At 50.9% G+C, this 21,741-nt stretch carries 14 protein-coding genes, 3 pseudogenes and 1 riboswitch; of the genes and pseudogenes, 5 read left to right on the top strand and 12 right to left on the bottom strand.

Going from position 1 to position 21,741, the window contains the following annotated elements:
- Positions 1 to 131 precede the first annotated feature (131 nt).
- From ribB to KNV97_RS04560, 7 genes are all read right to left on the bottom strand, one after another.
- Positions 132 to 788, bottom strand: a complete 657-nt coding sequence (gene ribB / locus KNV97_RS04585; protein ID WP_218561644.1) for a 3,4-dihydroxy-2-butanone-4-phosphate synthase — start codon at positions 786 to 788, stop codon at positions 132 to 134.
- Positions 789 to 901: 113 nt separating this feature from the next.
- Positions 902 to 1,041: riboswitch (FMN riboswitch) on the bottom strand.
- Between the two features lie 297 nt (positions 1,042 to 1,338).
- Complete coding sequence (locus KNV97_RS04580; RefSeq protein WP_136483632.1) at positions 1,339 to 3,228, bottom strand: methyl-accepting chemotaxis protein; 1,890 nt, start codon at positions 3,226 to 3,228, stop codon at positions 1,339 to 1,341.
- A 200-nt stretch (positions 3,229 to 3,428) separates the two neighbouring features.
- Positions 3,429 to 3,656: a hypothetical protein gene (locus KNV97_RS21915; RefSeq protein ID WP_136483633.1), complete on the bottom strand. Its 228-nt coding sequence runs from the start codon at positions 3,654 to 3,656 to the stop codon at positions 3,429 to 3,431.
- A gap of 216 nt (positions 3,657 to 3,872) precedes the next feature.
- Complete coding sequence (gene putP / locus KNV97_RS04575) at positions 3,873 to 5,363, bottom strand: sodium/proline symporter PutP (RefSeq protein WP_136483634.1); 1,491 nt, start codon at positions 5,361 to 5,363, stop codon at positions 3,873 to 3,875.
- A gap of 70 nt (positions 5,364 to 5,433) precedes the next feature.
- Positions 5,434 to 6,132 carry an aldehyde dehydrogenase family protein gene (locus tag KNV97_RS04570; protein ID WP_136483635.1) on the bottom strand — a complete coding sequence of 233 codons (699 nt, stop codon included), beginning with the start codon at positions 6,130 to 6,132 and terminating at the stop codon, positions 5,434 to 5,436.
- Between the two features lie 24 nt (positions 6,133 to 6,156).
- The gene (gene putA / locus KNV97_RS04565; protein ID WP_218561643.1) at positions 6,157 to 9,276 is read right to left on the bottom strand and encodes a bifunctional proline dehydrogenase/L-glutamate gamma-semialdehyde dehydrogenase PutA; all 3,120 of its coding nucleotides are present in this window, start codon (positions 9,274 to 9,276) and stop codon (positions 6,157 to 6,159) included.
- 272 nt (positions 9,277 to 9,548) lie between these two features.
- Positions 9,549 to 10,373 carry an AraC family transcriptional regulator gene (locus KNV97_RS04560; RefSeq protein ID WP_136483637.1) on the bottom strand — a complete coding sequence of 275 codons (825 nt, stop codon included), beginning with the start codon at positions 10,371 to 10,373 and terminating at the stop codon, positions 9,549 to 9,551.
- Positions 10,374 to 10,809: 436 nt separating this feature from the next.
- Here KNV97_RS04560 and KNV97_RS04555 point away from each other — a divergent pair, with 436 nt between their 5' ends.
- The 3 genes and pseudogenes from KNV97_RS04555 to KNV97_RS04545 all read left to right on the top strand — a co-directional run bounded on the left by KNV97_RS04555 (position 10,810) and on the right by KNV97_RS04545 (position 14,992).
- Positions 10,810 to 11,913 (top strand): PEGA domain-containing protein, encoded by a 1,104-nt coding sequence (locus KNV97_RS04555; RefSeq protein WP_218561642.1) that lies wholly within the window; start codon positions 10,810 to 10,812, stop codon positions 11,911 to 11,913.
- 152 nt (positions 11,914 to 12,065) lie between these two features.
- Positions 12,066 to 13,958, top strand: a complete 1,893-nt coding sequence (locus KNV97_RS04550) for an SUMF1/EgtB/PvdO family nonheme iron enzyme (protein ID WP_218561641.1) — start codon at positions 12,066 to 12,068, stop codon at positions 13,956 to 13,958.
- A 117-nt stretch (positions 13,959 to 14,075) separates the two neighbouring features.
- Positions 14,076 to 14,992, top strand: a pseudogene (locus KNV97_RS04545) (helix-turn-helix transcriptional regulator).
- A 41-nt stretch (positions 14,993 to 15,033) separates the two neighbouring features.
- Here the strand turns inward: KNV97_RS04545 and pdxH are convergent.
- A complete protein-coding gene (gene pdxH, locus KNV97_RS04540) occupies positions 15,034 to 15,669 on the bottom strand; it encodes a pyridoxamine 5'-phosphate oxidase (protein ID WP_218561640.1) in 636 nt (211 codons plus the stop codon).
- A 170-nt stretch (positions 15,670 to 15,839) separates the two neighbouring features.
- Here pdxH and KNV97_RS22185 point away from each other — a divergent pair.
- Both KNV97_RS22185 and KNV97_RS04535 read left to right on the top strand, forming a co-directional pair.
- A pseudogene (locus KNV97_RS22185) lies at positions 15,840 to 16,040 on the top strand (hypothetical protein); the annotation flags it as partial.
- Positions 15,971 to 16,291: pseudogene (locus KNV97_RS04535) on the top strand (diguanylate cyclase); the annotation flags it as partial. The pseudogenes KNV97_RS22185 and KNV97_RS04535, both read left to right, overlap by 70 nt.
- Before the next feature lie 161 nt (positions 16,292 to 16,452).
- Here the strand turns inward: KNV97_RS04535 and KNV97_RS04530 are convergent.
- The 4 genes from KNV97_RS04530 to KNV97_RS04515 form a co-directional block, all read right to left on the bottom strand.
- Positions 16,453 to 18,126 (bottom strand): DUF342 domain-containing protein, encoded by a 1,674-nt coding sequence (locus KNV97_RS04530; RefSeq protein WP_218561638.1) that lies wholly within the window; start codon positions 18,124 to 18,126, stop codon positions 16,453 to 16,455.
- A gap of 315 nt (positions 18,127 to 18,441) precedes the next feature.
- Positions 18,442 to 20,142 carry an ATP-binding SpoIIE family protein phosphatase gene (locus KNV97_RS04525; protein WP_136483644.1) on the bottom strand — a complete coding sequence of 567 codons (1,701 nt, stop codon included), beginning with the start codon at positions 20,140 to 20,142 and terminating at the stop codon, positions 18,442 to 18,444.
- 39 nt (positions 20,143 to 20,181) lie between these two features.
- Positions 20,182 to 20,481, bottom strand: a complete 300-nt coding sequence (locus KNV97_RS04520; RefSeq protein WP_136483645.1) for an STAS domain-containing protein — start codon at positions 20,479 to 20,481, stop codon at positions 20,182 to 20,184.
- A 39-nt stretch (positions 20,482 to 20,520) separates the two neighbouring features.
- Positions 20,521 to 21,732, bottom strand: a complete 1,212-nt coding sequence (locus KNV97_RS04515) for a methyl-accepting chemotaxis protein (RefSeq protein ID WP_218561637.1) — start codon at positions 21,730 to 21,732, stop codon at positions 20,521 to 20,523.
- Positions 21,733 to 21,741 lie beyond the last annotated feature (9 nt).

The raw sequence follows: 21,741 nt of genomic DNA, 5'->3' as shown, positions 1-21,741 counted from the left end.
AGATCTGCTGTGGGAGTCCCGTAAACGGGGGACGGCTTGACAGGACTGTCCTGATTATAATCCTGTGTGTCCCCGAAACAGCGGGATCAAAAAGAGCGCGTCGATGCGCGCTCTTTACAGTGTAAAACGACTTAAGCCAGCTTAAGGTCGTATTGCATGCGGTACATGACCATGTCTTCGATGGTCAGCACCGGCATGTTGTGCAGTTTACCAAATGCAACGATCTCCGGCGTTTTAGCCATAGTGCCGTCCGGGTTAGTCACTTCACACAGCACACCTGATGGCAGCAAACCAGCCATTTGCATTAGATCCACCGTGCCTTCGGTATGACCACGACGAGCCAGAACACCGCCTTTACGTGCGCGCAGCGGGAACACGTGACCAGGACGGGCCAAATCTTCCGGCTGGGCAGTCGGATTGGCCGCCGTTTTGACTGTGGTCACGCGGTCTTTGGCAGACACACCTGTTGTCACGCCGTGACGTGCTTCAATCGAAACGGTAAACGCGGTCTGGTTTTTGCTATCGTTGACACTGACCATAGGTGGCAGCTGGAGTTTATCCGCTTGCTCATCAGTCAGACACAAACACACAATACCGCTGCCTTCGCGAATCATCAGCGCCATTTGCTCTGTCGTCAGAGTTTCTGCTGCGCAGATGATGTCACCTTCGTTCTCGCGATCTTCATCATCAAGCAACAGGACACCGCGTCCTTCACGTAAAGCTTGCAGCGCATTTTCAACACGGGTAATTGAGTCGCCGAATTCGGCAAGTAGAGATAGCTGATTCATGGTTACTCCTAAATAATGACCAGAATCAGGGCTGTTTATGAGGGATCAAAAGGCAAAAACTAAGTCACCAAATCCAAGGCGCAGGAATCCCGACGCAGGATGGCTGGTGTATTTGTCATTCTCTCTCATCCGGACTATGACCGTCGGCTCTGGCGTCTCACCAGATCTGCTGACCTCGATTGCTCGAGCGCTCGTGGGCTCACCCTTAGGGTATACCACCGGTGGGGAATTTCGCCCCGCCCTGAGAATAATATTCAAATTAAACTGTGTACAACTTCAGCCGAGTATTTCAACCTGAAGCTGACGGCTATGGTAGTGCTTTCATAGCCGATTGAAAAGTAGTGCAGCAGTGAAATTTAGCAAAAAGTAATAGAAGCTATTACTGGCTACCATTATTGCCACAACTTGATATTGGCCAAGTTAATCAGTGCGACTTATTTTGATATTTTCGCGACCTTTGCTTTTAATCACACCACTGTGAACGATTACTCACGACGAAAAAAGGGCACCGATAGTGCCCTGATTCGTCCATGGTGGTGAAGACTTCGCGTTAAAGTCGGAAACGGGAAATCTCCTGATCCAGCTCCTGAGCCAAATTGTGCAGCGATTTGGCCTGCTGCACCGCATCGGTTGCTTCACTGGCCAGTTGGTCACTCACTTCACGAACAGATTCGGTATTGCCGTTGATATCTGCGGTAACCAGAGATTGCTCTTCTGCAGCTGAAGCTATCTGCGTGGCCATATCGCTGATCAGTTGAATCGCTTCACTGATCGCCTGCAGGCTGTCGCCCGTCAGATTGACGTCCTCCACACTGGTTTCGACCAGACGATGACTGTCCGTCATCACACTTACGGCCTTGGCGGTCGCTTTTTGCAGCCCTTCAATCTTGGTCTGAATTTCTTCCGTCGACGAGTGGGTGCGCTGTGATAACACCCGTACTTCGTCGGCAACCACAGCGAAACCACGGCCCTGATCGCCGGCCCGGGCCGCTTCGATTGCCGCGTTCAGCGCCAGCAGGTTGGTCTGCTCAGCAATAGAACGAATCGTCGACAAGATGGTGGAGATCTCATTCGCCTGCGCTTCCAGGTCGCCGATAATATTGACCGCACCATTAAGCTCTTGCGCTAGCTGATCGATAGACTGTTTGCTTTGCTGCATCTGTTGGTAACCACGCGCACCAAGATCGACCGATTCATTGGCCTGCTTAGCGGTATTGTCAGCATTACCGGCAATTTCTGCTGTGGCAGAGGCCATCTCAGTCACCGCGGTCGCCACCATGGTAATTTCATCCTGCTGGGTGCGGATGCGCTCTCCGCGCTGCCCTGCCGAACGCGCTGCATGATTGGCGCCCTCATTCAGAGCCACGGAAACAGAGTGAACGTTTTTCACCATCACGTGCAGACGGTCAACAAACTTGTTGAACTTGTCAGCCAGAATACCCACTTCGTCTTCGCTTTTAACGTCGAGGCGACGAGTCAGATCACCGTCGCCCTCGGCAATATCGCTCAATGCCGCCGTAATATTACCGAGTTCATTCAGCTGGCGCGCTACAAACCAGGAAGTAATTAGCGCCATCACCAGCAAAATGCCCAGACCAATCAGCAACTGAGTCGTCAGCAAGCTATTCAGCGGCTGCGCCAACACAGCTTTATCCATCACCATGACCAGGGTCCAGTCGGTATTATCAATACTCTGGGCCATCAGCAGCTTCTCACGGCCATCAATGGTCAGATCGAGGGGAGTGTTTTGCTTAGCGGCCTCGTTCAATGCCGACGCACTAAATCCCGTCGCCATATCCTGAGTGGGTTTAAGGATCAGCTCTTTATTCGGGTGCGCGACGATATTACCTTTCTGATTGACCAGAATGGCATAACCTTTACCCGGAACCGGAATGGCCAACACGTCCTCAATCAGTTTGTTCAAGGCGAGGTTGGATGCCGCGACACCGGCGAACTGACCATTAATGCGCACAGGATCAGCCAGAGTCACAACCAGGGTCTGCATAGTGACACTGACATAAGGATCGGTAGTAATAGGCTGGCCGGCTTGTTTGGCTTGTTGGTACCAGCCGCGCTCACGGGGATCGTAACCGGCTTTGTTGAGTGACGGGTCCTGGCGATACATTTCGCCCTGTTCATTGCCGTAATAGCTCAGACCAAATGAACCGGACTGCAAAGTCTGGCGTAAATGCGGAACCAGATCGAGTTGCGGATTAGCTTCAATTTCCTCACGCAAGCCTTGCAGTGCGTGTTGCTTATCAGCAAACCAATCGCCGATACCTTTAGCGTGGGCACGCAGGGTGTTGCGACTTTCACTTTCAATCGCACGCCAACTGTCCTGCTGAAACATATGATAACTGGCGATCACCAGAGCGATTGCCGTCAAGCCAATCGCAACCACCACAGAGAAAACCATTTTTCTCTTCAAACTTAACCGCATTGCTCTACCTCTATTTGTTATTTCACTGCGTGAATAACATACAGATTAGCGGAAAGGCCCGGGTTTACGTAGCGAAACATGCGGCCAGAGCAGGCAGGACACGCACCGGTATTCAATAAGGTGATCCTGCTCGAAGTATCAACAGATAAATTAACAGAACGCAGTTAATTGACCGCAATAGCCGTCAATTTTTCACATTGTCAAATAACCCGTGCGCGGGAAAAATCCGCTTCGGACAGCTCAGACGGTTGATTACACACTCGGCAGAAACCGCGTTTCTCCATCTTGTAATAATGCTCACCATTAACGAGCGCAGACATGAATTGCTGGAACCCCTGCCATCCTGACGACACTTCCGTCTGACAACGCCTCATTACAACTTTGTGCGGTGTGGTTTTTCGACAACAGCTGCAATACGCTTCTGGCATGGGAATTCCTCCTGTTAATTTACTCAATTAATTACAATTGACGCAGTTTGAATCGATTGGTTCCATTGTCCCAAACTTTCCTTTTTAAATTGTGAGCCAAGTACAAAAATTAACGCCCCAAGTACGAACTGTTTCTGCTATGACCGCTCGCTGACACAGGTACAAAAAAGCCTCACATCGGTGAGGCTTTGTTCAGTCATGTCAACTTAAGGTTGCTTAGTCGAGCTCAATCAAGTGCTTTTTGAATGTCTTGTGCTGCTCTTGAACCGTGACTTCCGGCTCACCAGTTGTCAGGCTGACAACCACAATGGCAAGCACAGAGAAGATGATTCCCGGAACGATTTCGTACACATCAAACCAACCGCCCGAAAGCTGCTTCCAAACCACGATAGTGATACCACCCACCAGAATACCGGCCAATGCACCGTTACGGTTCATACGAGACCAGTAAAGGCTCAGTACCAGTGCCGGGCCAAACGCGGCACCGAAACCTGCCCAGGCGTAAGAAACCAGACCCAGTACCGAACTGTCCGGCGTCATCGCCAGAACCAGAGCAATCACAGAAATCAGGATAACTGCCAGGCGACCAACACGAACAATCTCTTCTGATGTCGCATCTGTTTTGAATACTTGCTTGTAGAAGTCTTCTGCCAGTGCTGATGATGAAACCAGCAGTTGTGAGTCCGCTGTACTCATGATTGCCGCCAGAATCGCCGCCAGCAGGATACCAGCAACAACCGGATGGAATATCGCGTTCACCAGCAGCATGAAGATTTTTTCGCCGTCATCCAGTTGCAGACCACCAGTATTAGTGACGTAAATCAGACCAACCAGACCCACCAGCATAGCGCCAACCATTGACAGGCCCGTCCACAGAACCGCAATACGGCGCGCTGTGGTCAGATCTTTGTTGGAACGGGTGGCTTTAAAACGTGCCAGAATGTGTGGCTGACCGAAATAGCCAAGACCCCAGGCAACCAGAGAAATAATGGCGATACCGCTAAGTGGTTCGCCTTTTACGTCGTTCCACATGGTCAGCAGTTGCGGGTTGATTGCCACAAGATCGTGGTCAAGTTTCATCAGACCGCCATCCATCGCCGCAATCGGCACGATCAGCAGTGCGGCAGACATCAGCAGACCTTGTACCAGGTCAGTCCAGGATACCGCCAGGAAACCACCGAACAGCGTATAAGACACCACACAGATGGTACCAATGATGACCGCTGTGGTGTAATCCAGACCGAATACCGTTTCAAACAGTTTGCCGCCTGCAACCAGGCCTGAACTGGTGTAGAAAAGGAAAAACAAAAGGATGAAAAACGCTGAAATAGTTTGAATCAGTTTCGATTTGTCATTAAAACGACGTGACAGAAACTCTGGCAAAGTAAGGGCATCGGTGGTGATACTGTAAGTACGCAGACGCTTCGCCGTCACCAGCCAGTTCAACCAGGTACCGGCCAGCAGACCACCCGCTAGCCAGAAGGCTTCAATACCCGCCGCGTAAGCATAACCCGGCAGACCCAGCAGCAACCAGCCACTCATATCAGATGCACCCGCTGAAAGTGCAGCAGGCCACGGACCTAAAGAGCGGCCACCCAAAAAGTAATCAGACGAGTTTTTCGTTCGCTGATACGCATATACCCCAATCGCCAACATCAAAATGAGGTAGACGATAAAGGTGCTCGTAATGGCAAAACCATTTTCCATTGATATGTCCTCTTGTATAAGATCGCCTTCCATGTCCCCCACCAAGAGTGGGGGAGTACTTCAGAAAGGTTTAGTGGGCCTCGTTTCCAAGCTCGAGCAAGGTCGCGTTACCACCCACTGCTGTTATATTTATTGTGCGCGTGCGTTCGGTAATAAAACGCAGCACTAAATGTGGATCGTTCGCCACCGGCAGGTGGGCCAAATCCGTTTCAGACACCAGGCTGACAATCGCCCCCTGGCGTTTGGCTAACTGACGGTTGAGGTTACGCTCAACCGACGTTGTTCCGACATACCCCATGCAACGGATATCTGAATCCATCAATTGCTGATAAGCATCCAGAGTAGCAAATTGCAGCAGGTTGGCCGGAATTGTTGACTGCTGGTAAGCAGCCTTCAATGCGGCTGTCAGCTCAGTGTCGTCACTGCAAAGCACGACGCTGTTGCCTGCGATTAACGCAGCACATAACTGAGCAGCGACAGCCAGTCTTGCTTCATTACTGCTGTCGTCGTGAACGACCAGGGCAACACCGCGCCCTGCAGTATAAAGTTCGTTGGTTTCTCCGGTCGGGCCATTAAGCAGATGCGGTTGCGCCAGCATAGTGGCCGCCTGACGAAGATGAAAAGCAAACACACCCGCCACTGCCGGCATCGTGCGTTGCAAATTATTTTTCAATGACTGCAATGACTCATTTTTTGAGTCAAAACCGGTCAGATTCCAGTTTTCCCAAGCCGAAAAAGCGTCAGAAAAACGAGTTACTTGATGCACCATGGTCTATCTCCTTCGCTGATTCGATTAGCTGTACTGAACTTGAGTAAAACGGAACAGGTAGTGCGGGCCACCTGCTTTTGGTCCGGTGCCGGACAAACCCTGGCCACCAAACGGCTGTACGCCAACCACAGCCCCCACCTGATCGCGGTTGATGTAGCAGTTACCCACGCGAGCATGTTTTTCAATCCAGCGATAGGTGGTTTCATTACGGCTATGGATACCCATAGTCAAACCAAAACCGGTATCGTTGATTTGTTGTACCACCTGCGTCAGCTCACTCGCTTTAAAGCGAACAATGTGCAGGACAGGGCCAAACTGCTCTTCAGTCAGACAATCAATCCCGGAGATTTCAAACGCGCTTGGCGCAACAAAATCACCATGGGCACAAGCCTCACCCAGCTCAAGCTGAGCCACTTTTTTCTGGCTCTGACTCATACGTTCAATATGTGCCAGCAACCCTTGTTTCGCTTTGCCGTCAATCACAGGGCCCACATCCGTGCTGTGCAGGTAAGGAGTGCCCACAGACAGCTCCTGCATCGCCCCTTTAATCAGACCGATGATACGGTCAGCCACGTCCTGCTGAACAAACAGCACACGCAGCGCCGAACAGCGCTGACCGGCAGAGGCAAAGGCAGAGCGCAGCACATCACGCACCACTTGCTCCGGCAAGGCGGTACTGTCGACAATCATCGCGTTCTGGCCACCGGTTTCGGCGATAAACGGCACCGGATCCGCATCACGTTCCGCCAGAGTCTGGTTGATCCGCTGCGCTGTCGCAGTTGAGCCGGTAAAGGCCACGCCAGCGATCGCGCTGTGCGAGGTCAGCGCACCACCGATAGCAGCACCACGTCCCGTCAGCAGTTGAATCACCCCGCCCGGGAAACCGGCTTCCAGCATCAGTTCAACCGCGCGAGCCGCAATCAGACTGGTTTGCTCGGCAGGTTTCGCCACCACCGTATTGCCCGCGACCAAAGCGGCAGTGATCTGGCCAAGGAAAATGGCCAGCGGAAAGTTCCACGGACTGATACAGACAAACACGCCGCGCCCTGTACGGGTCACCTGGCGGCTCTGGCCGTCGAATCCTTGCAGCGTAAACGCCGCCAGATCATCAATTCGTTGGGCGTAGTAACGGCAGAAATCCACCGCTTCACGCACTTCATCAATCCCGTCATGAACGGTTTTACCGGCTTCCTGATGACACAGTGCCACCAGCTCGGCCAGATTGGCTTCCAGCAGATCCGCCAGTTTGTCCAGTTTCTCGGCGCGCTGACTAGCCGGAGCTTGACTCCATTGCGCAAACGCTGCCTGAGCAATCTCGATCGCTTCGGAAACATGATCAAGGTTGGCATGCATTACCTGACCCACTTCGATCCGGCGATCATACGGTGCCGTCACGATCTCGGGCTGCTCTTCAGCCTTGATCATGCTTTCGAACTGAGACTGGCCATTAATGATCGGCGCCGCCTGCCACTGCTTGCTCAAAAACGCATTGACCTGATCTTCGAACGGCTTAGCTTCACTTTCAATATCAATATTGACGCCGTAAGAGTTCGCTCGCTGGTTAAAGATTTGCGGCGGTAACGGGATCTGGCGGTTATCCAATGACTCATACTCAAGCAACATATCAACCGGGTGCTGAGTCAAGGTGTTGATCGGGCAACGAGCATCAACCAGACGATGAACGAATGAGCTGTTGGCACCGTTTTCCAACAGACGGCGCACCAGATACGGCAGCAGATCTTTGTGACTGCCCACCGGCGCATAGATACGGACCGATTGCTTGTAGGTCGCCATCACATGGTTATACAAAGCATCACCCATGCCGTGCAGACGCTGGAACTCAAAATCTTTATGCTGAGCCATCACTGCAATCGCGGTAACGGTCTGCGCGTTATGACTAGCAAACTGCGGAAACAGATTACCGCGCACCTGCTCGCTGAGCAAAAAACGCGCACAAGCCAGATAAGAGACATCGGTCGCTTCTTTACGGGTATAAACCGGATAACCGGTATAGCCGCTCTGCTGTGACCATTTGATCTCGCTATCCCAGTATGCTCCTTTCACCAGACGCACCGGGATAAGATCGCCCTGCTCTTTTGCCAGTGCAGTCAGCCACACCAGTACAGGCAACGCACGTTTGGAATACGCTTGTACCACCAGGCCAAACTTACCCCAACCCTTAACTTTGTCGCTGCGATACACTTTCTCAAACAGTTCCAGTGACAACTCAAGACGATCTGCTTCTTCGGCATCAATGGTGATCGCCACATCCAGTTCAATCGCTTTGTCCAGCAGCTGGATCAAGGTGTTATACAACTCACTCATCACCCGGCTGTGGTTTGCCACTTCATAACGCGGGTGCAGAGCAGAAAGTTTGATCGATACCGATGGCGCCGGGCTGGTCTCCAGTCCGTACTTGTCGCGGCCCACCGCTTCAATCGCCATCAGGTAATCCTGAAAATATTTATCCGCATCCGCCGTCGTCAGCGCCGCTTCACCCAGCATATCAAATGAGTAGGTGAAACCTTTATCACGCATCACGCGGCCGTTTTTCTGCGCTTCTTTGATGTTACGCCCCAGAACAAACTGATGGCCCATCACCTTCATCGCCTGATGCATCGCTTTGCGGATCACCGGCTCACTGAGTTTGTTGACCAGGCGATTCACTGCCTGAACCGGGCTGGTGCTCTGGCTATCAGACAGGCCGACCACTTTCCCGGTCAGCATCAGACCCCAGGTTGATGCGTTGACAAACACAGAATCAGAATTCTTCAAATGAGATTTCCAGTCCGCCACACCCAGACGATCTTTGATGAACGCGTCCGCGGTCTCAGTATCCGGAATGCGCATCAGCGCTTCCGCCAGACACATCAGCAGAATACCTTCCTGGGTATCCAGGCTATATTCCAGCAGCAACGCATCAATCATCTGAATCGCTTTTTTGTCTTTACGAATCGCTTCGATCAATTGCGTCGTTTTGACCGCCATCGAGGTTTTTTCGTCCTCACTTGGCGTCGCCAAAGGCAGAAGCTGTTTGAGCCATTGGGTTTCGTCCACCATGTAAAGTGGCGAGATCTGTGACCAAAGTTGGTTAAGCGGCTGCTCAACAAACTCAGCGTTCAACACATCAGTTGCAGTAAACATGCGTTTTCCTCAATCTCATACCCGATATCCGTTGAGTCGGGTTTTCCTACAATGGCTCGCAGTGTATTTTGAGCGCGTCGAGAATACTTGTCAAAAACTCCGAGCTTTTTGCCAAAAACTTGGCTTTTTAACAAAACAAAAACAGAATCACAGCATTATTTATAAAATAAAATGCTGTTCATTTAGCTTATTACGCAAATAAATAACCCGGCGTTGATGGATTCACGCCGGGTTATAGAATAATTCTCATTAAAACTGGAGTTTTGTAGTGATTAGTTGCGGCACGTCTTCTTGTAGCGCGACGGAGAAATGCCCTGCAGACGGGAAAAAGTATGGGTAAAGGTGCTCTGGTTGGAAAAACCGCTTAACTCAGCAACCTGACCAAGTGTTAAATTTCCATTTTCTATCAATGACTTGGCCATATCCACGCGTTTTCCGAGCACATACTGATGCGGCGTGATGCCCATCTGTTCTTTAAACAGCATATGAAACTGACTTTCGCCGAGAAACACGCTGCCAGCCAGTTGCGCCACCGAAATGCGTCGGCTGATATGCTGTTCGATGTAGCGATCGATGGCATCAAGATCAAAGCGCGACTCTTTCCGCTGGGCATCAAATGCCGAAATATGGCGCTGCAGAAGTGCCAGCACCGTATCACTGCATGCCCGGCTGAGCAGCATATCATCTGGACTGCTTTGCATTTCCTGCACCAGCATCTGAACCAGTTTCTGAATCTGGTTATCGAGCTTAAAATAGGTATCCTTACCTGTCAGCTCATTGAGCTTGTGCAATGTGAGCGGATCATCGTCGCACGGCTGAGGCATATTGAGCACCAGAATGTCGGATTGCCCGACTATGCCACCAAACGCATGGCCGGTGCCAGAAGTCACCACACAGCCCTGACCAGGATTAACAATATTCCCCATTCCGCCGACTTCGAATTCGGCCTGGCCTTTAAGGCCGATGACTATCTGGGTGTAGCTGTGATCATGACAGTGCATGTAAGAAGGCAAAGTGATCAATTGCGCCGGACGCGGCGACAAAAGTTTGGCTCTTTGCTCGCTGATGAGCGAATTGGCTGAAGATAACGTACTCATGATCATTCTACCCGACGAAACAGACATGCATTTTATTACAATTTTATCATAAGCGACAATCAGTGCTGCGTCAGCACACTTATAAGCAATCTGGCGCACATTTAAATTTTGCCGTAAAGCCGGCGTGGGTTTTGTCGCACAACCGGAACAATGATCAAGTGCACATAAATTACGGTCAATGTGTGTTCAATCAGGAAAACGGTAAACCAGATCGGAAATCGGTGCTTGCATATTTCGATAATCTGCTCAAAATGGAGTTTGCAGAGTTATAAGATTCACAAAATCAGCGACCTAATGTCAGATGAATGTGACTTTTCCGCCAGAGAGCTGGCAATTTGCATGGCCAGAGCCAGGGTATTAAGCCATTTAATACCGCTGTCAAAAGTTTGTCTTTCCCACTGCTTGCAGTGGATTCATATAAATGTTGCAGGGACCTATGATCAAACATCGCCTCCCAGCGCTACTGCTTGCGCTAAGCCCAGTTTGGGTATCTGCATCGGTGTACGCGGATGAAGTTACACAGGTCGATCCTGTGACCGCCATCGATGAAAAAATCAGTACAAAACAGAGCGAAATTGATGCTATCGCATCTGAGTTCGACACTGAAAGTTCAATGCTTCAACAGCTTAAAAACGACCAGGCTCGCCTGAAGCGTAATGGCGACGAGCTGGATGCCAAGCGTAACCGCGCGAAGTCGGCTCTGGATAAACAGTACAGCCGCTTGCTGGAAGACCCGGAGACCGATCTGATTACTTTCCAGAAGCAGTATCAGGACGCCTGGGCAGCAGTCAAACAGAATCAGTCAGAACAGCTGTCTAACCAACAGGCCATCGCCGAAAGTGAAATGCGCCTCTCTCAGCTTAAGCAGAAACAAGCGCGCCTGAAAACCGAATACACCAACCTCGAAGAGAGCAAGATCGAGGCACGGGTAAAACGCCTTGAAGCCGAGCTGCGCGAAAGTGCTGTCGTGGAAACCAGCTATAAAACCACCTGTTCCACCACGATGACACTGGGTGAATGTTCCAGCCAGGGCCTGCACCTGACCAAGCAAAAAGCGGTCAAAACCTTCCGTGCCCAGTTGCTCGACAGTCTGAGTGAGTCAGTGATCGCTAAGCAAAATCTCAGTGGTGTCGAGCTGAACATTCACGTTCAGGACAGCCAGATTCAGCGGGCCGGATTTGAAGGCAACAGCGAGTACTTTACTCAGATGCAGGCACAGTTGCAGGCCAAACCGGAAGCAGTCGCAGCGTGTAAAATGCTCAATGTTTCCAGCCGTTACTGTCTGCAGGGCGCCGCTGAAAGCAAAAGCAGCAAGCAGAGCAAGGCGTGGGCCAACGTCACGGTACGCTCAGATCAATACAATGATTCCGTCACCATCAATGGCATCAACTATGGCAGCACGCCGGTTGAAATCGTTCTGCCGGCAGGTCGCCACCAGGTGACCGTAGCCAAAGACGGTTTCGAAAGTTACAACCGCGTGATCACCGTCAACGGTAATGACACGGTGTGGGTTAAACTCAGACCCAATAAAGACAGCTGATAAAACGGACTGACTGCCTTGGCTGCGCCATTACCGCCTGTCGCGATAACGCCATTTTGTCATCAGGTTACTGAAAGCTAATTGATGACAAGATGGCGTTTACATTTAGAATAGCGTCAGGATTTGTTCAATTTTAACTGAAGTAGACACTCATGCGACAAGGTTTACCCGCTCTGTTATTTGCACTTTCGCCATACATGCTCGCAACACCTTTGATGGCAGAACAAGCTTCGGCATCCGACGTTGTCAATGTATCCAACGTGGCCAATAGTTCCAACGTGGCCAACAGTTCCAACGTGGCGAGTAGCTCCGGCGTAGTCGCCATCGACGATGCGCTGTTCAGCCAGCACGGCGCATTGCGTGAGGCCAAAAAGAGCACTCAGGCTCAGCAAACGGCTGCAGACAATCAGCTCAGTGAGGTCAACCGCCTGACGCAGCAGGCTGCCAAGCTCGACAAAGCGCTGCAGCAGGCCAAAGCCACTCTGGCGAAGCAGTATCAGGCGATGATCAATGAGCCGGATCTGGATATCTCTGCGGCTCAGAATGCCTATCAGGCAGCCTGGGCTGAGGTGAAACAGAATCAACAGGCACGTCTGCAAGCAGAGCAGCAACTTCAGGAACAGCAATCCGCGCTGAGCGAGGCCAAAGCCGCACAGCAATTAATTGAGCAGAAAATCGCCCGGCTTGCTGAAGACAAAGTACGCGCCCGGGTTGAACAGCTGAGAAACGAACTGAAACGTGAAGGCGAGCAGACGGTCAGTTTCACCAACGCCTGCCAGGCCGACATGACCCTGGCCCAGTGTGCCCAACAGACCACGGATCTGGCGCTGCAAAAAGCAGTCACCCAGTATCAAAGCTGGCTGCTCGATCAAACCACAGAATCCAAACAGGTCAAACAGCATCTGGGGGATGTCGCGCTCAATATTCACGTGCTGAGCCATAAAGTCAGCGATGCCGGTTTCTTTGACGGCAGCCGATTCAGAACCGTGATCGCCGCGCAGCTGAATGCCCGTCCGGCGGAAAATACCCCATGTAAACTGCTGGACGTCGAATCACAGTACTGTTTTGCACCCGGAGATAGCGCACAGCCCCAACCACAACAAGAAGTCGCCTGGGTCAATTTGCTGATACGCTCGAACCAGTACCAGGATTCCGTTTCAGTGGATGGCGTCAGCTACGGCAGCACACCCGTCGATATTATGCTGCCGGTCGGCAGTCACATGATTACGGTGGCCAAAGAGGGCTACCGTGCCTTCCATCAGGAACTGAGTATCAACTCGGACCATACGCTGCGTGCTGTGCTGCGCGAGCAGGCTAACCCGCTTAAAGCGGGACATACTTTTGCCGACTTGCTGAAAGGCGATGTCAAAGCGCCGCAAATGGTCACATTACTGAGCGGCGAATACCTGCTGGGTGAGAATGCATCGCGTCAGGTTCACCTTGATCATGCTTTCGCAGTCAGCGCCACACCGGTAACCGTGGCTCAGTTTGAAACCTTCGTTAACCAGACCGGCTATCAGACCGATGCCGAATTGCAAAAACTCTGCATTACGGTCGATAAGGCGGAAGTCGCACCGATGCCGGGCAGTTACTGGCGCAATCCGGGCTTTAAGCAGTCAGGGCAATCCCCGGTGGTATGTATCAGCCAGAACGATGCCAAGGCTTATACTCAATGGCTGTCACAACAAACCGGCTTCCATTATCGCCTGCCAAGTGAAGATGAATGGGAAGCAGCTGCCCGCGCTGGCAGTAAAACAGCGTACTGGTGGGGTGAGCGTTTTGGCAGCGGAAAAGCCAATACTGGCTGGGGCGGTACACCGTGGTCAAACAAGAGCACTTCTCCGGTCGGCGCTTTTGCTGCTAACCCACTGGGGCTCTATGATGTCGTCGGTAACGTCTGGCAATGGACCACAGATACACGTGGCCTGGCGAAAGGCGGCGCCTGGAGCTTCTCTCCGGAGATGGCTAAAGCGGACAGTCAGCTGTTTATTGCCCCTTCCGCGGCCGCTAATTACGTTGGCTTCCGGGTTTTACGTGAACTGTAACGCAACTATTTGCGCAAAATAGCCAAAAGGGGGGATTTCCCCCCTTTTGCGTTGCTGGCAGCTTTAATATAGTTGTCGCCAGGCGTTAAGGGTCCCTTGACGCCGGGTATCTTATTGATGCCTCTGTGTTTTCGGCAGACCCTCGCTGAATTCATGGAACCTCTTCTACACGTCGACAAGATATGTTTCTTGTATTTGTGCCAGCCCGTCTTCAGGCTGGCTTTTTTTATGTTTTCGTCCCGTAAACCCGCACTGAGTACTTACTTTAACCCACCACCTTGGTATCATAATCCGGTTGTATACAAGGGAATTATGTTGTGTCAAATCCACTCACCGCAGAACAGTTATCACTGTTTCAACAGTTACCCGGTTACTGGGGCTGTAAAGATCTGAACTCTGTTTTTGTTTATGCCAATGAGGCCTATTCTGCGCTGATCGGTGTGGAGAGCATGCAGCACTGTGTTGGTCTGACCGATTTTGATATGCCAAGTCCGACCGTGGCCTGCGCCGCTGATTTTCAGGAGCAGGATCGCTACGTGATCAAAACCGGCCGTTCACTGAAAGTGCTCGACATCCACCCATACCCGGATGGTCGCTGGCATGCTCACATCTTTACCAAAAGCCCATGGCGCGATGCACAGGGTCAAGTCCGCGGCACCATTTTTTACGGCCAGGAGCTGACAGATACCGCTATTCTTGAAGTCGGACACTGGGTATGTCGCGTAACAGGTTTAAGCTCAGCGCTCAAAAGTGCCAATCATGATGACTTGCAACTGCCCAAGCTCACAACCCGTGAATCGGAAACTCTGTTTCTGTTGCTATACGGCAAAAAACCGCAACACATCGCGCGCGTGATGGGAATTTCAATCAAAACCGTGGAAGGCTACGAGGCACGCCTGCGCACCAAATTCGGTGTCCCCAGTAAAGAGAGCCTGCTCGACCGGGCTCTGGACCTCGGTTTTGGCTCGGTGATCCCGCAAACCCTACTTAAAACCCAGCTTTCCGTGGTGCTGAACAACGAACACGCCGCATAAAGCGGCGTGTGAAAACGGTATGACCAAGCAAAGCGTGTCGGCTACGGTGCGAGACGATCCACGTCCCAACCGTTCTCCTGGCGGGTGTAAATGAAACGGTCGTGCAGGCGATGTTCGCCACCCTGCCAGAACTCAATGCTGTGCGGACGAATCCGGAAGCCGCCCCAGAAACTCGGTACCGGGATCTCACCTTTAGCAAACTTCTGTTTCAGCTCAAGGTACTTGCCTTCCAATACGCCACGGGCAGAAATACGGCTGCTCTGATGGCTGGCGATCGCCGCAATCTGGCTCTCTTTCGGACGTGAGGTAAAATACTTGATATTTTCCAGCGCGCTGAGTTTTTCTGCCGTACCCGTAATATGGACCTGGCGCTCAAGCGGGTGCCACGGGAAATGCAGGCTGATTTTGTTATTGTGCTGGATATGTTGCGCTTTGCGGCTGGCCAGGTTGGTATAAAACACGAAACCGTCAGTTTCGACATTTTTCAGCAGCACAATACGTTGAAATGGCTGACCCTGTTCATCCACTGTGGCAACTGTCATCGCGGTCGGATCGGTTAACTTCGCGTCGATCGCCTGCTGCAGCCATAAATTAAACTGTTGCACCGGATCGGCCAGCAAATCTTTGCGGCGCAAACCGCCTTGAATGTATTCACGGCGAATGTCTGAAAGTTCCATTTCTACTCCTCGTTATTTTTTGCCGATTGTGCGCCTATACGACGTATAACTCAAGCCACGACAAGTGAAAGCCTGTATCGATCACTTCACACTCTGTGACGGTTGCACGGCTCTTAACGTATTCCCCGCTTAAACGACAAGAAACGGTCTAAACTTTAACCACGCGCAATAATCTTGAGCAGCAGCGCTCCGAAGTCAGCAATAGCATCAATACGATCGGACTGGCATTGCCTCCTTATCTGGAAAATAAAGATAGCGTAGCCGCTGAATCGGTGATCCGCTACCAAGCCCGGACAAGACCGCAGTGGCCGCCTCTAACGCCAACCCTGAACTTGATTATGGTTTTATCGCCAGCTCCGATAATCAGTTAGTGCTGGGTAAGCAACAGTGGAAAGCTTTGGTCGAAGAAGCTATTCAGCACGACTGGTTTACGTTCCGTTTCCAGGCCGCCAACGACGAATCACAACACACGTTTCACCGTGAAGTGTGTTCTACGCTTGAAAAAGATCATGTCCGATACAGCGCGAACCAGTATCTTTTCGCGCTGGAGCAACTGCACGCCACTCACCTGTTTGATGAATATGTGTTGCAGACCATGGTCGATAAACTGCAATCCGCTGAGCCGCTCTTTCATACACCTGCCTACAGCAACTCAGGCCCGAAAATGATTGGGGGAAAATGACAAAAGGGAGCCGGGCTCCCTTTTGTGCAGTCAGATGGGTTGGAGGTCATGACCGATTTCTCTGCTCATAAGCACCGAGTTCTGCGTTGCTCCAGTTGCGACTAAACCCCGATATCTTCCTCATCGAGTTTAGACGACAGCTGAATTTCATATTGATTGTAGCTGAAAATGGAAGGCCCATGGACCCGCTTTGTCGTCACTCGTTCATCGCCAAATTGCACGGTAACATGGGTAAATACCTTACCCTTCACGTCAACCACGTTATTTTCCAGTGCGATTTGAAATTCATCGTTAAGAACATCCAGCGCCGATTTGACTTTTTCCAGCCTGGCGTTGGCTTGATCCTTGGCATTATCAATCTCAAGTTCTTCTTCATCACTACGTTCAGCTTTAGGGCGTTTTTTGAATTCCAGCTCGCGACGAATAATGTCCATGGTCTCTTCCTGAGCCAGTTTGTACTGCTCCTTGTGCTTAACCATCCGGTCTTTGTACCAGGCAAAGCGTGCAAACGCTTCAACGTTCATCGCGGTATCTCCCTCAACGCCTAAGTTAAGGCAGGTCACTTTCCCCCCCACTTTAGTCACACCACCGCTTAACGTGCCCTGCTTTTCTCCATCGTCCAGGACCAGCAAATCTCCCCCACAGCGCACATCCGCGCCCATACAGTGGACAGCGATCTGAATATTTTCCGCCGCCTGCAATTCACAGAACTGAGCGTAGTTTGCTTTGATACTGACACCGGATTTCACCACACAGCTTTTCGCTTCACCTTCGGAGACGGTATGACCTATGATGCCTTTGCCAACTTCGATGTCTCCCTGAGCTTGCACATCAGCCGATTCAATAAACCCGCCAACGGTGACTGAACCTGTGGCTCGGACGACCATGCCCGGCTCAACATCACCGGCTATAACCACATTGCCTTTGAATTTTACGTGCCCAGTCGCGATGCTGACGTTATTGAGGCACAGCGCGTTATCGACATCAATCGTTTTGCCTTTAATGATGGGCAGGCCAGACTGACTCGCCAGTAAAAGGTTGGGATCCTCAGGAGAAATGTGCGTACCACGGCCTGGCAACAGCTCACTATTGATACCGGGTCTCGGCGCAATCACTTTGCCCTGCACCGTGTACCCGGCTTCCCCCTCGGTCGCAGGCTGACGTCGCATGACCGGCTCGTTTTCGCTAACGGTCACCGTCTCACCGAGGTTGCGCATATCAATTTTATCGTCACTTTTACGCTCTTGCGGCGCCAGAATGCGTTTGCTGACATCCTCCACCAGCGCAATAAACTGGCTGTCCTGCCCCTGTATCGCTTCTTTGCCACGCGCGACAGGCTGAGTGAAGGTTTCTCCGGGCTTGAGTGTGTTACTCATCAGCAGGACTTTCTTCAGGGCTAATTTATTTATCCCTTTCACTACCTGAGCATCCGCTAACGCCTGCACCAGTTCACTGCCATACAAACCTCGGCCGCCATACGCGCCGGTGACCAGCATACTGGCCAACATATCCTGCTCGGTCAGTACGACTTCCACCTGAGCATTACGCTGCAGCGCCACGACTATCCCGTCGTAGGCTTCACTTTTCATTTCCTTGGCACAATGAATAAAACGTTTCACTGAATCCTGGTCAACAAAATATTTTCTTGCCCCGATCTGACCCAAAGCATCGCTCAATCCCTGATCAGATAACTCCTTGGCGATGGTTTTGTCGCCATTCAGTTTTGCAATCACCTGGGTTTTGTCCTCGGAGAGAACAATCAATTCATTCCACATCCTGAATAACCTTCACGGCATACCTGTCGTTTTGAAATACAGTGTATAGAAATTGAGACAAGGTCGGAATAAAACGAGTAGCAAAGTCAGGCTTACGTCACTTCTTAACCGCAGTGTATCTTGCAGAGAGAGTCAAGCCGCAGCCTGTCACCAGGTTTACAGTGTAAATGTGTCAGCCTCCCCCCGATGCGCAGCGCGCTCTTGCTGTCGTTAAATCACCATCAAAAATAGTTAAGTCACTATGAAAAATGGTTAAGTCATCAGGAATAATAGTTAAATCATCAAAAAGGACAGTGAAGTAATCAAAAGGAAGAGTTAAGTAATCAGGTTAGGGAACGGTTGCTCCTCGTTAAACAGGTACACGGCATGCACACATTTACCTTCATTGAAATAATGCAGTGATTCACACAGTGTCGAGGCCAACAGGATGCCACGCCCATAAGATACATCGGGGTTTTCAGCCCGATTTTGCTGATAATCAAAACCCACGCCACTGTGCTCAAGCATGAATTCAATCCGCGACCGCTGCGGCTGAAAATCGATGTCGAGTCGAATCGAGTGCGATTCATCCAGTTGCTGCAAACGCTCTTCTCTTTGTTGGTAATAGAGTAAGAAACCGTCCGGATCATCTTTCATCTCAGAATTAAGGCCAAGCAAGCCATGATCGATAGCATTGTTGAACAGCTCTGAAAGCAGCGAACACAGTAAATCGAGATGTTCACCACCCAGCACGATCCCTTTCAGATAAGTGCGTATTTCATTCATTACTGCGATGCGTTTCAGCACCAAAGCGGGAAAGCTAAGTGAGGTTTTCAGGGGAACGTTGCCCAGCATCAACGGCTGATTCACCTGGCCTTGATTCACATTCACCAGGGGAAACGTCATGGTTAACACCGATAGATCATCGGCTTTGCCCGGTTTAGCAAAACGCTGCACTTCTTCGTACAAGGTAGGGATCAAGGCACCTTGCGACACCTTACTCAACAAGGCCTCCAGTCTTTGCTCACCGAACCGTTCCCCGACGTCATTTTGCGCTTCGGTAATACCGTCTGTATAACAGACAATGCGCTGGTCCGGATCGAGTTTAAAGTGCATCACATCACTTTCAAACTCATCCGGTTTAAGTACGCCCATTGGCATGTGAGACGAAATCAAACGCTTAGCCACACTGCCGTCGCTGTCGAGAATATAGCCATCCGGCAATCCGCCTCCCCACCAGGAGACTTCAAAACCATTGGCCCTGATTTCAAATACGCTGGCGGCCAGCATCATCCCAGTTGGCAGAAAACTTTCCAGAGAGCGATTAAGTTCTGAAACCATCTCTCCTAAGGACAAACCTTTCGCTGCCGTTGAGAAAAAAGTCCGAGTGGCGGGCAGAGTTGAAATCGCAGCCGGAAGTCCATTACCGGTTGCATCCGCGATCATCACATAGATACCACCGTAAGGCCGGCTGGCAATCACTATCAGATCGCCGTTAAAAATAGTCGATGGAGTCGAGATGTATTCAATACCGAAAATGTGTTCGATCTGCTCGCCCATCTCCTCCATCAGATTGGAAAAAATGGACTCAGAAATAGCGAAGTCATATTGCACCTTATCACGAAATCGTTGCAGCTGGTCACGTTGTTCCATCACCTCTTTGTGCATTTTTACCACCCGGTAATGTGCCTGAACCTTGGCAATCAATACACTGCGCTCAACCGGTTTGAGAATAAAATCATCGCCAAGCGATAAACAGCGCTCAAACGAGTCATGATCATCCAGTACCGTGAGGAAAATGATAGGAATGTAGTGGTTGGGAAACGACTCTCTTATCTCCTGCGCGGTGACAAAGCCATCCTTTACCGGCATCATCACATCCAGCAAAATCAGATCCGGCAGCATTTCCATCTGCTGCATGGCAGCCACCACACCTTCCCCGTTCTCAAAGACATCAATATGCTCCGCGACGTTCTCGAGCATAAAACGGCACAACTGACGGTTGGTTGCATGGTCATCCACAACAATTACGCGCATAGGTATGTGACTCTCCCTGCTTATTCGATAGTCAGGCGTTTATTCGATGGTAAATTTCTTATCAAAACGCGAAATCATCAATACTTTGCGCACCTGAGGGAGCGTATTGACGATGCGAATCATGCCATCGGGCTGCTCAAGATAGTTCTTCATATTCAACAACATTCCCAAAGCGGTACTGTCGATATAATCAACTTTACGCATATCTACCGTAAACTCATGATCAAACCGTTTAGCATAACTACTACGAAAATCCTGCACCAGGTTGAAACAAAAGGTTCCTTCCACCGCAATGGTGACATGCTTGTTATCGTTATCTATCCTAGTTTCAATGGCCATATCTCGTCCTTAAAACGCTCATTTTTAATACGTCCGTCCTTAAAACAGTTCAACTTCCCCCTCATCCATACTGCTTTGACTGGCCGCCGGTGCACTGCGATTAGAAGTTTTCTGTTCCAGTTGTTCGAGGTGTGCACTCTCCACGCCACCGTGGTGAAGCTTATCGAGTAACTGCAACGCCTCTTCCAGATAATGCAAAGAATCCTGCGCATAATCGCCTTGCTGCATCACGATGTCGGCAAATTGCAGACAACGTACTCCATCGCCCACATGCTGCACCAGAATCTGACCCAGCTCCTGTATTTTCTGCACTTCACGTTCAATTTCAGTATTGACTTGCTGAACCCCCTGCAGCATGTCATCGACCGACTGCTTCGACGCTTCGATATGAGACATATCGATGGTCGCCATCTCACCCACGGTGTGATTGGCCGCTTTTACGGTCTGCTGCGCAATCTGAATTTCTTTTTCAATCTGGTTATTGAGCGCTTCCGCTTTAACTGACAAATTGCGTACCTCCTGCGCGACCACAGCAAAGCCTCGGCCGGCTTCACCGGCGCGGGCCGCTTCGATTGCCGCGTTCAGCGCCAGAAGATTGGTCTGCTCAGATAATCCACGAACCTCGTTGAGCAGCTTAAACACCACATCCAGCTTGTCCGACATATCATGAATACTGCTCACGGCTGACGTGCTTTTTTGCGACACATTGTGCAGGGTCGCAATAAACTCATTAATGATGGCTTCGGTGCGTGGCAGGACCGTTTTCAAGTTGTACTGACTGTTCTGATTGGCGAGCAGATTGTTCACTAAGGTGCTGGATATTTCCGACTGCTGCTCACTGACCATCTGCAAACCAAAAAAGCTTTCATTTAAAGTTTCGGCCGACTCATCCACTATATTGTGCTGTTTGATCAAAGGCTCTTTGATACGCTCGATATTCTGATTAATCACGGCCTGCAAGCGTTTCACCTGAGCGGCATCACCTCGCCCAGACTGGGAAGACGAAGCGACAGCAGATTGGGGGTTATGTTTGTCGCTGGATTTGGGCTGTGCCGAATCCGCCGTTGAAGCAGCGCGGCTTGCATAAGCCGAGGAAGGCGACGAGCCTGTCAGCAACCAGGGTAAAAGCGCAATCAGCACAATCGCACTCCCGAGCCCCGCTGACACATCCTGCGTCAGGATGCCAGCCAATAGCCCCAGCTGTAACAACGCGACGCCGCCTGTTTTGATAAAGTTTTTACTTTTCCGCATACTGACTCC

Source organism: Vibrio ostreae (genome assembly GCF_019226825.1).
GTDB classification, from domain to species: domain Bacteria; phylum Pseudomonadota; class Gammaproteobacteria; order Enterobacterales; family Vibrionaceae; genus Vibrio; species Vibrio ostreae.
The sequence above is the reverse complement of the archived record's forward strand: the minus strand, read 5'-3'. Positions and strand labels throughout refer to the sequence as shown.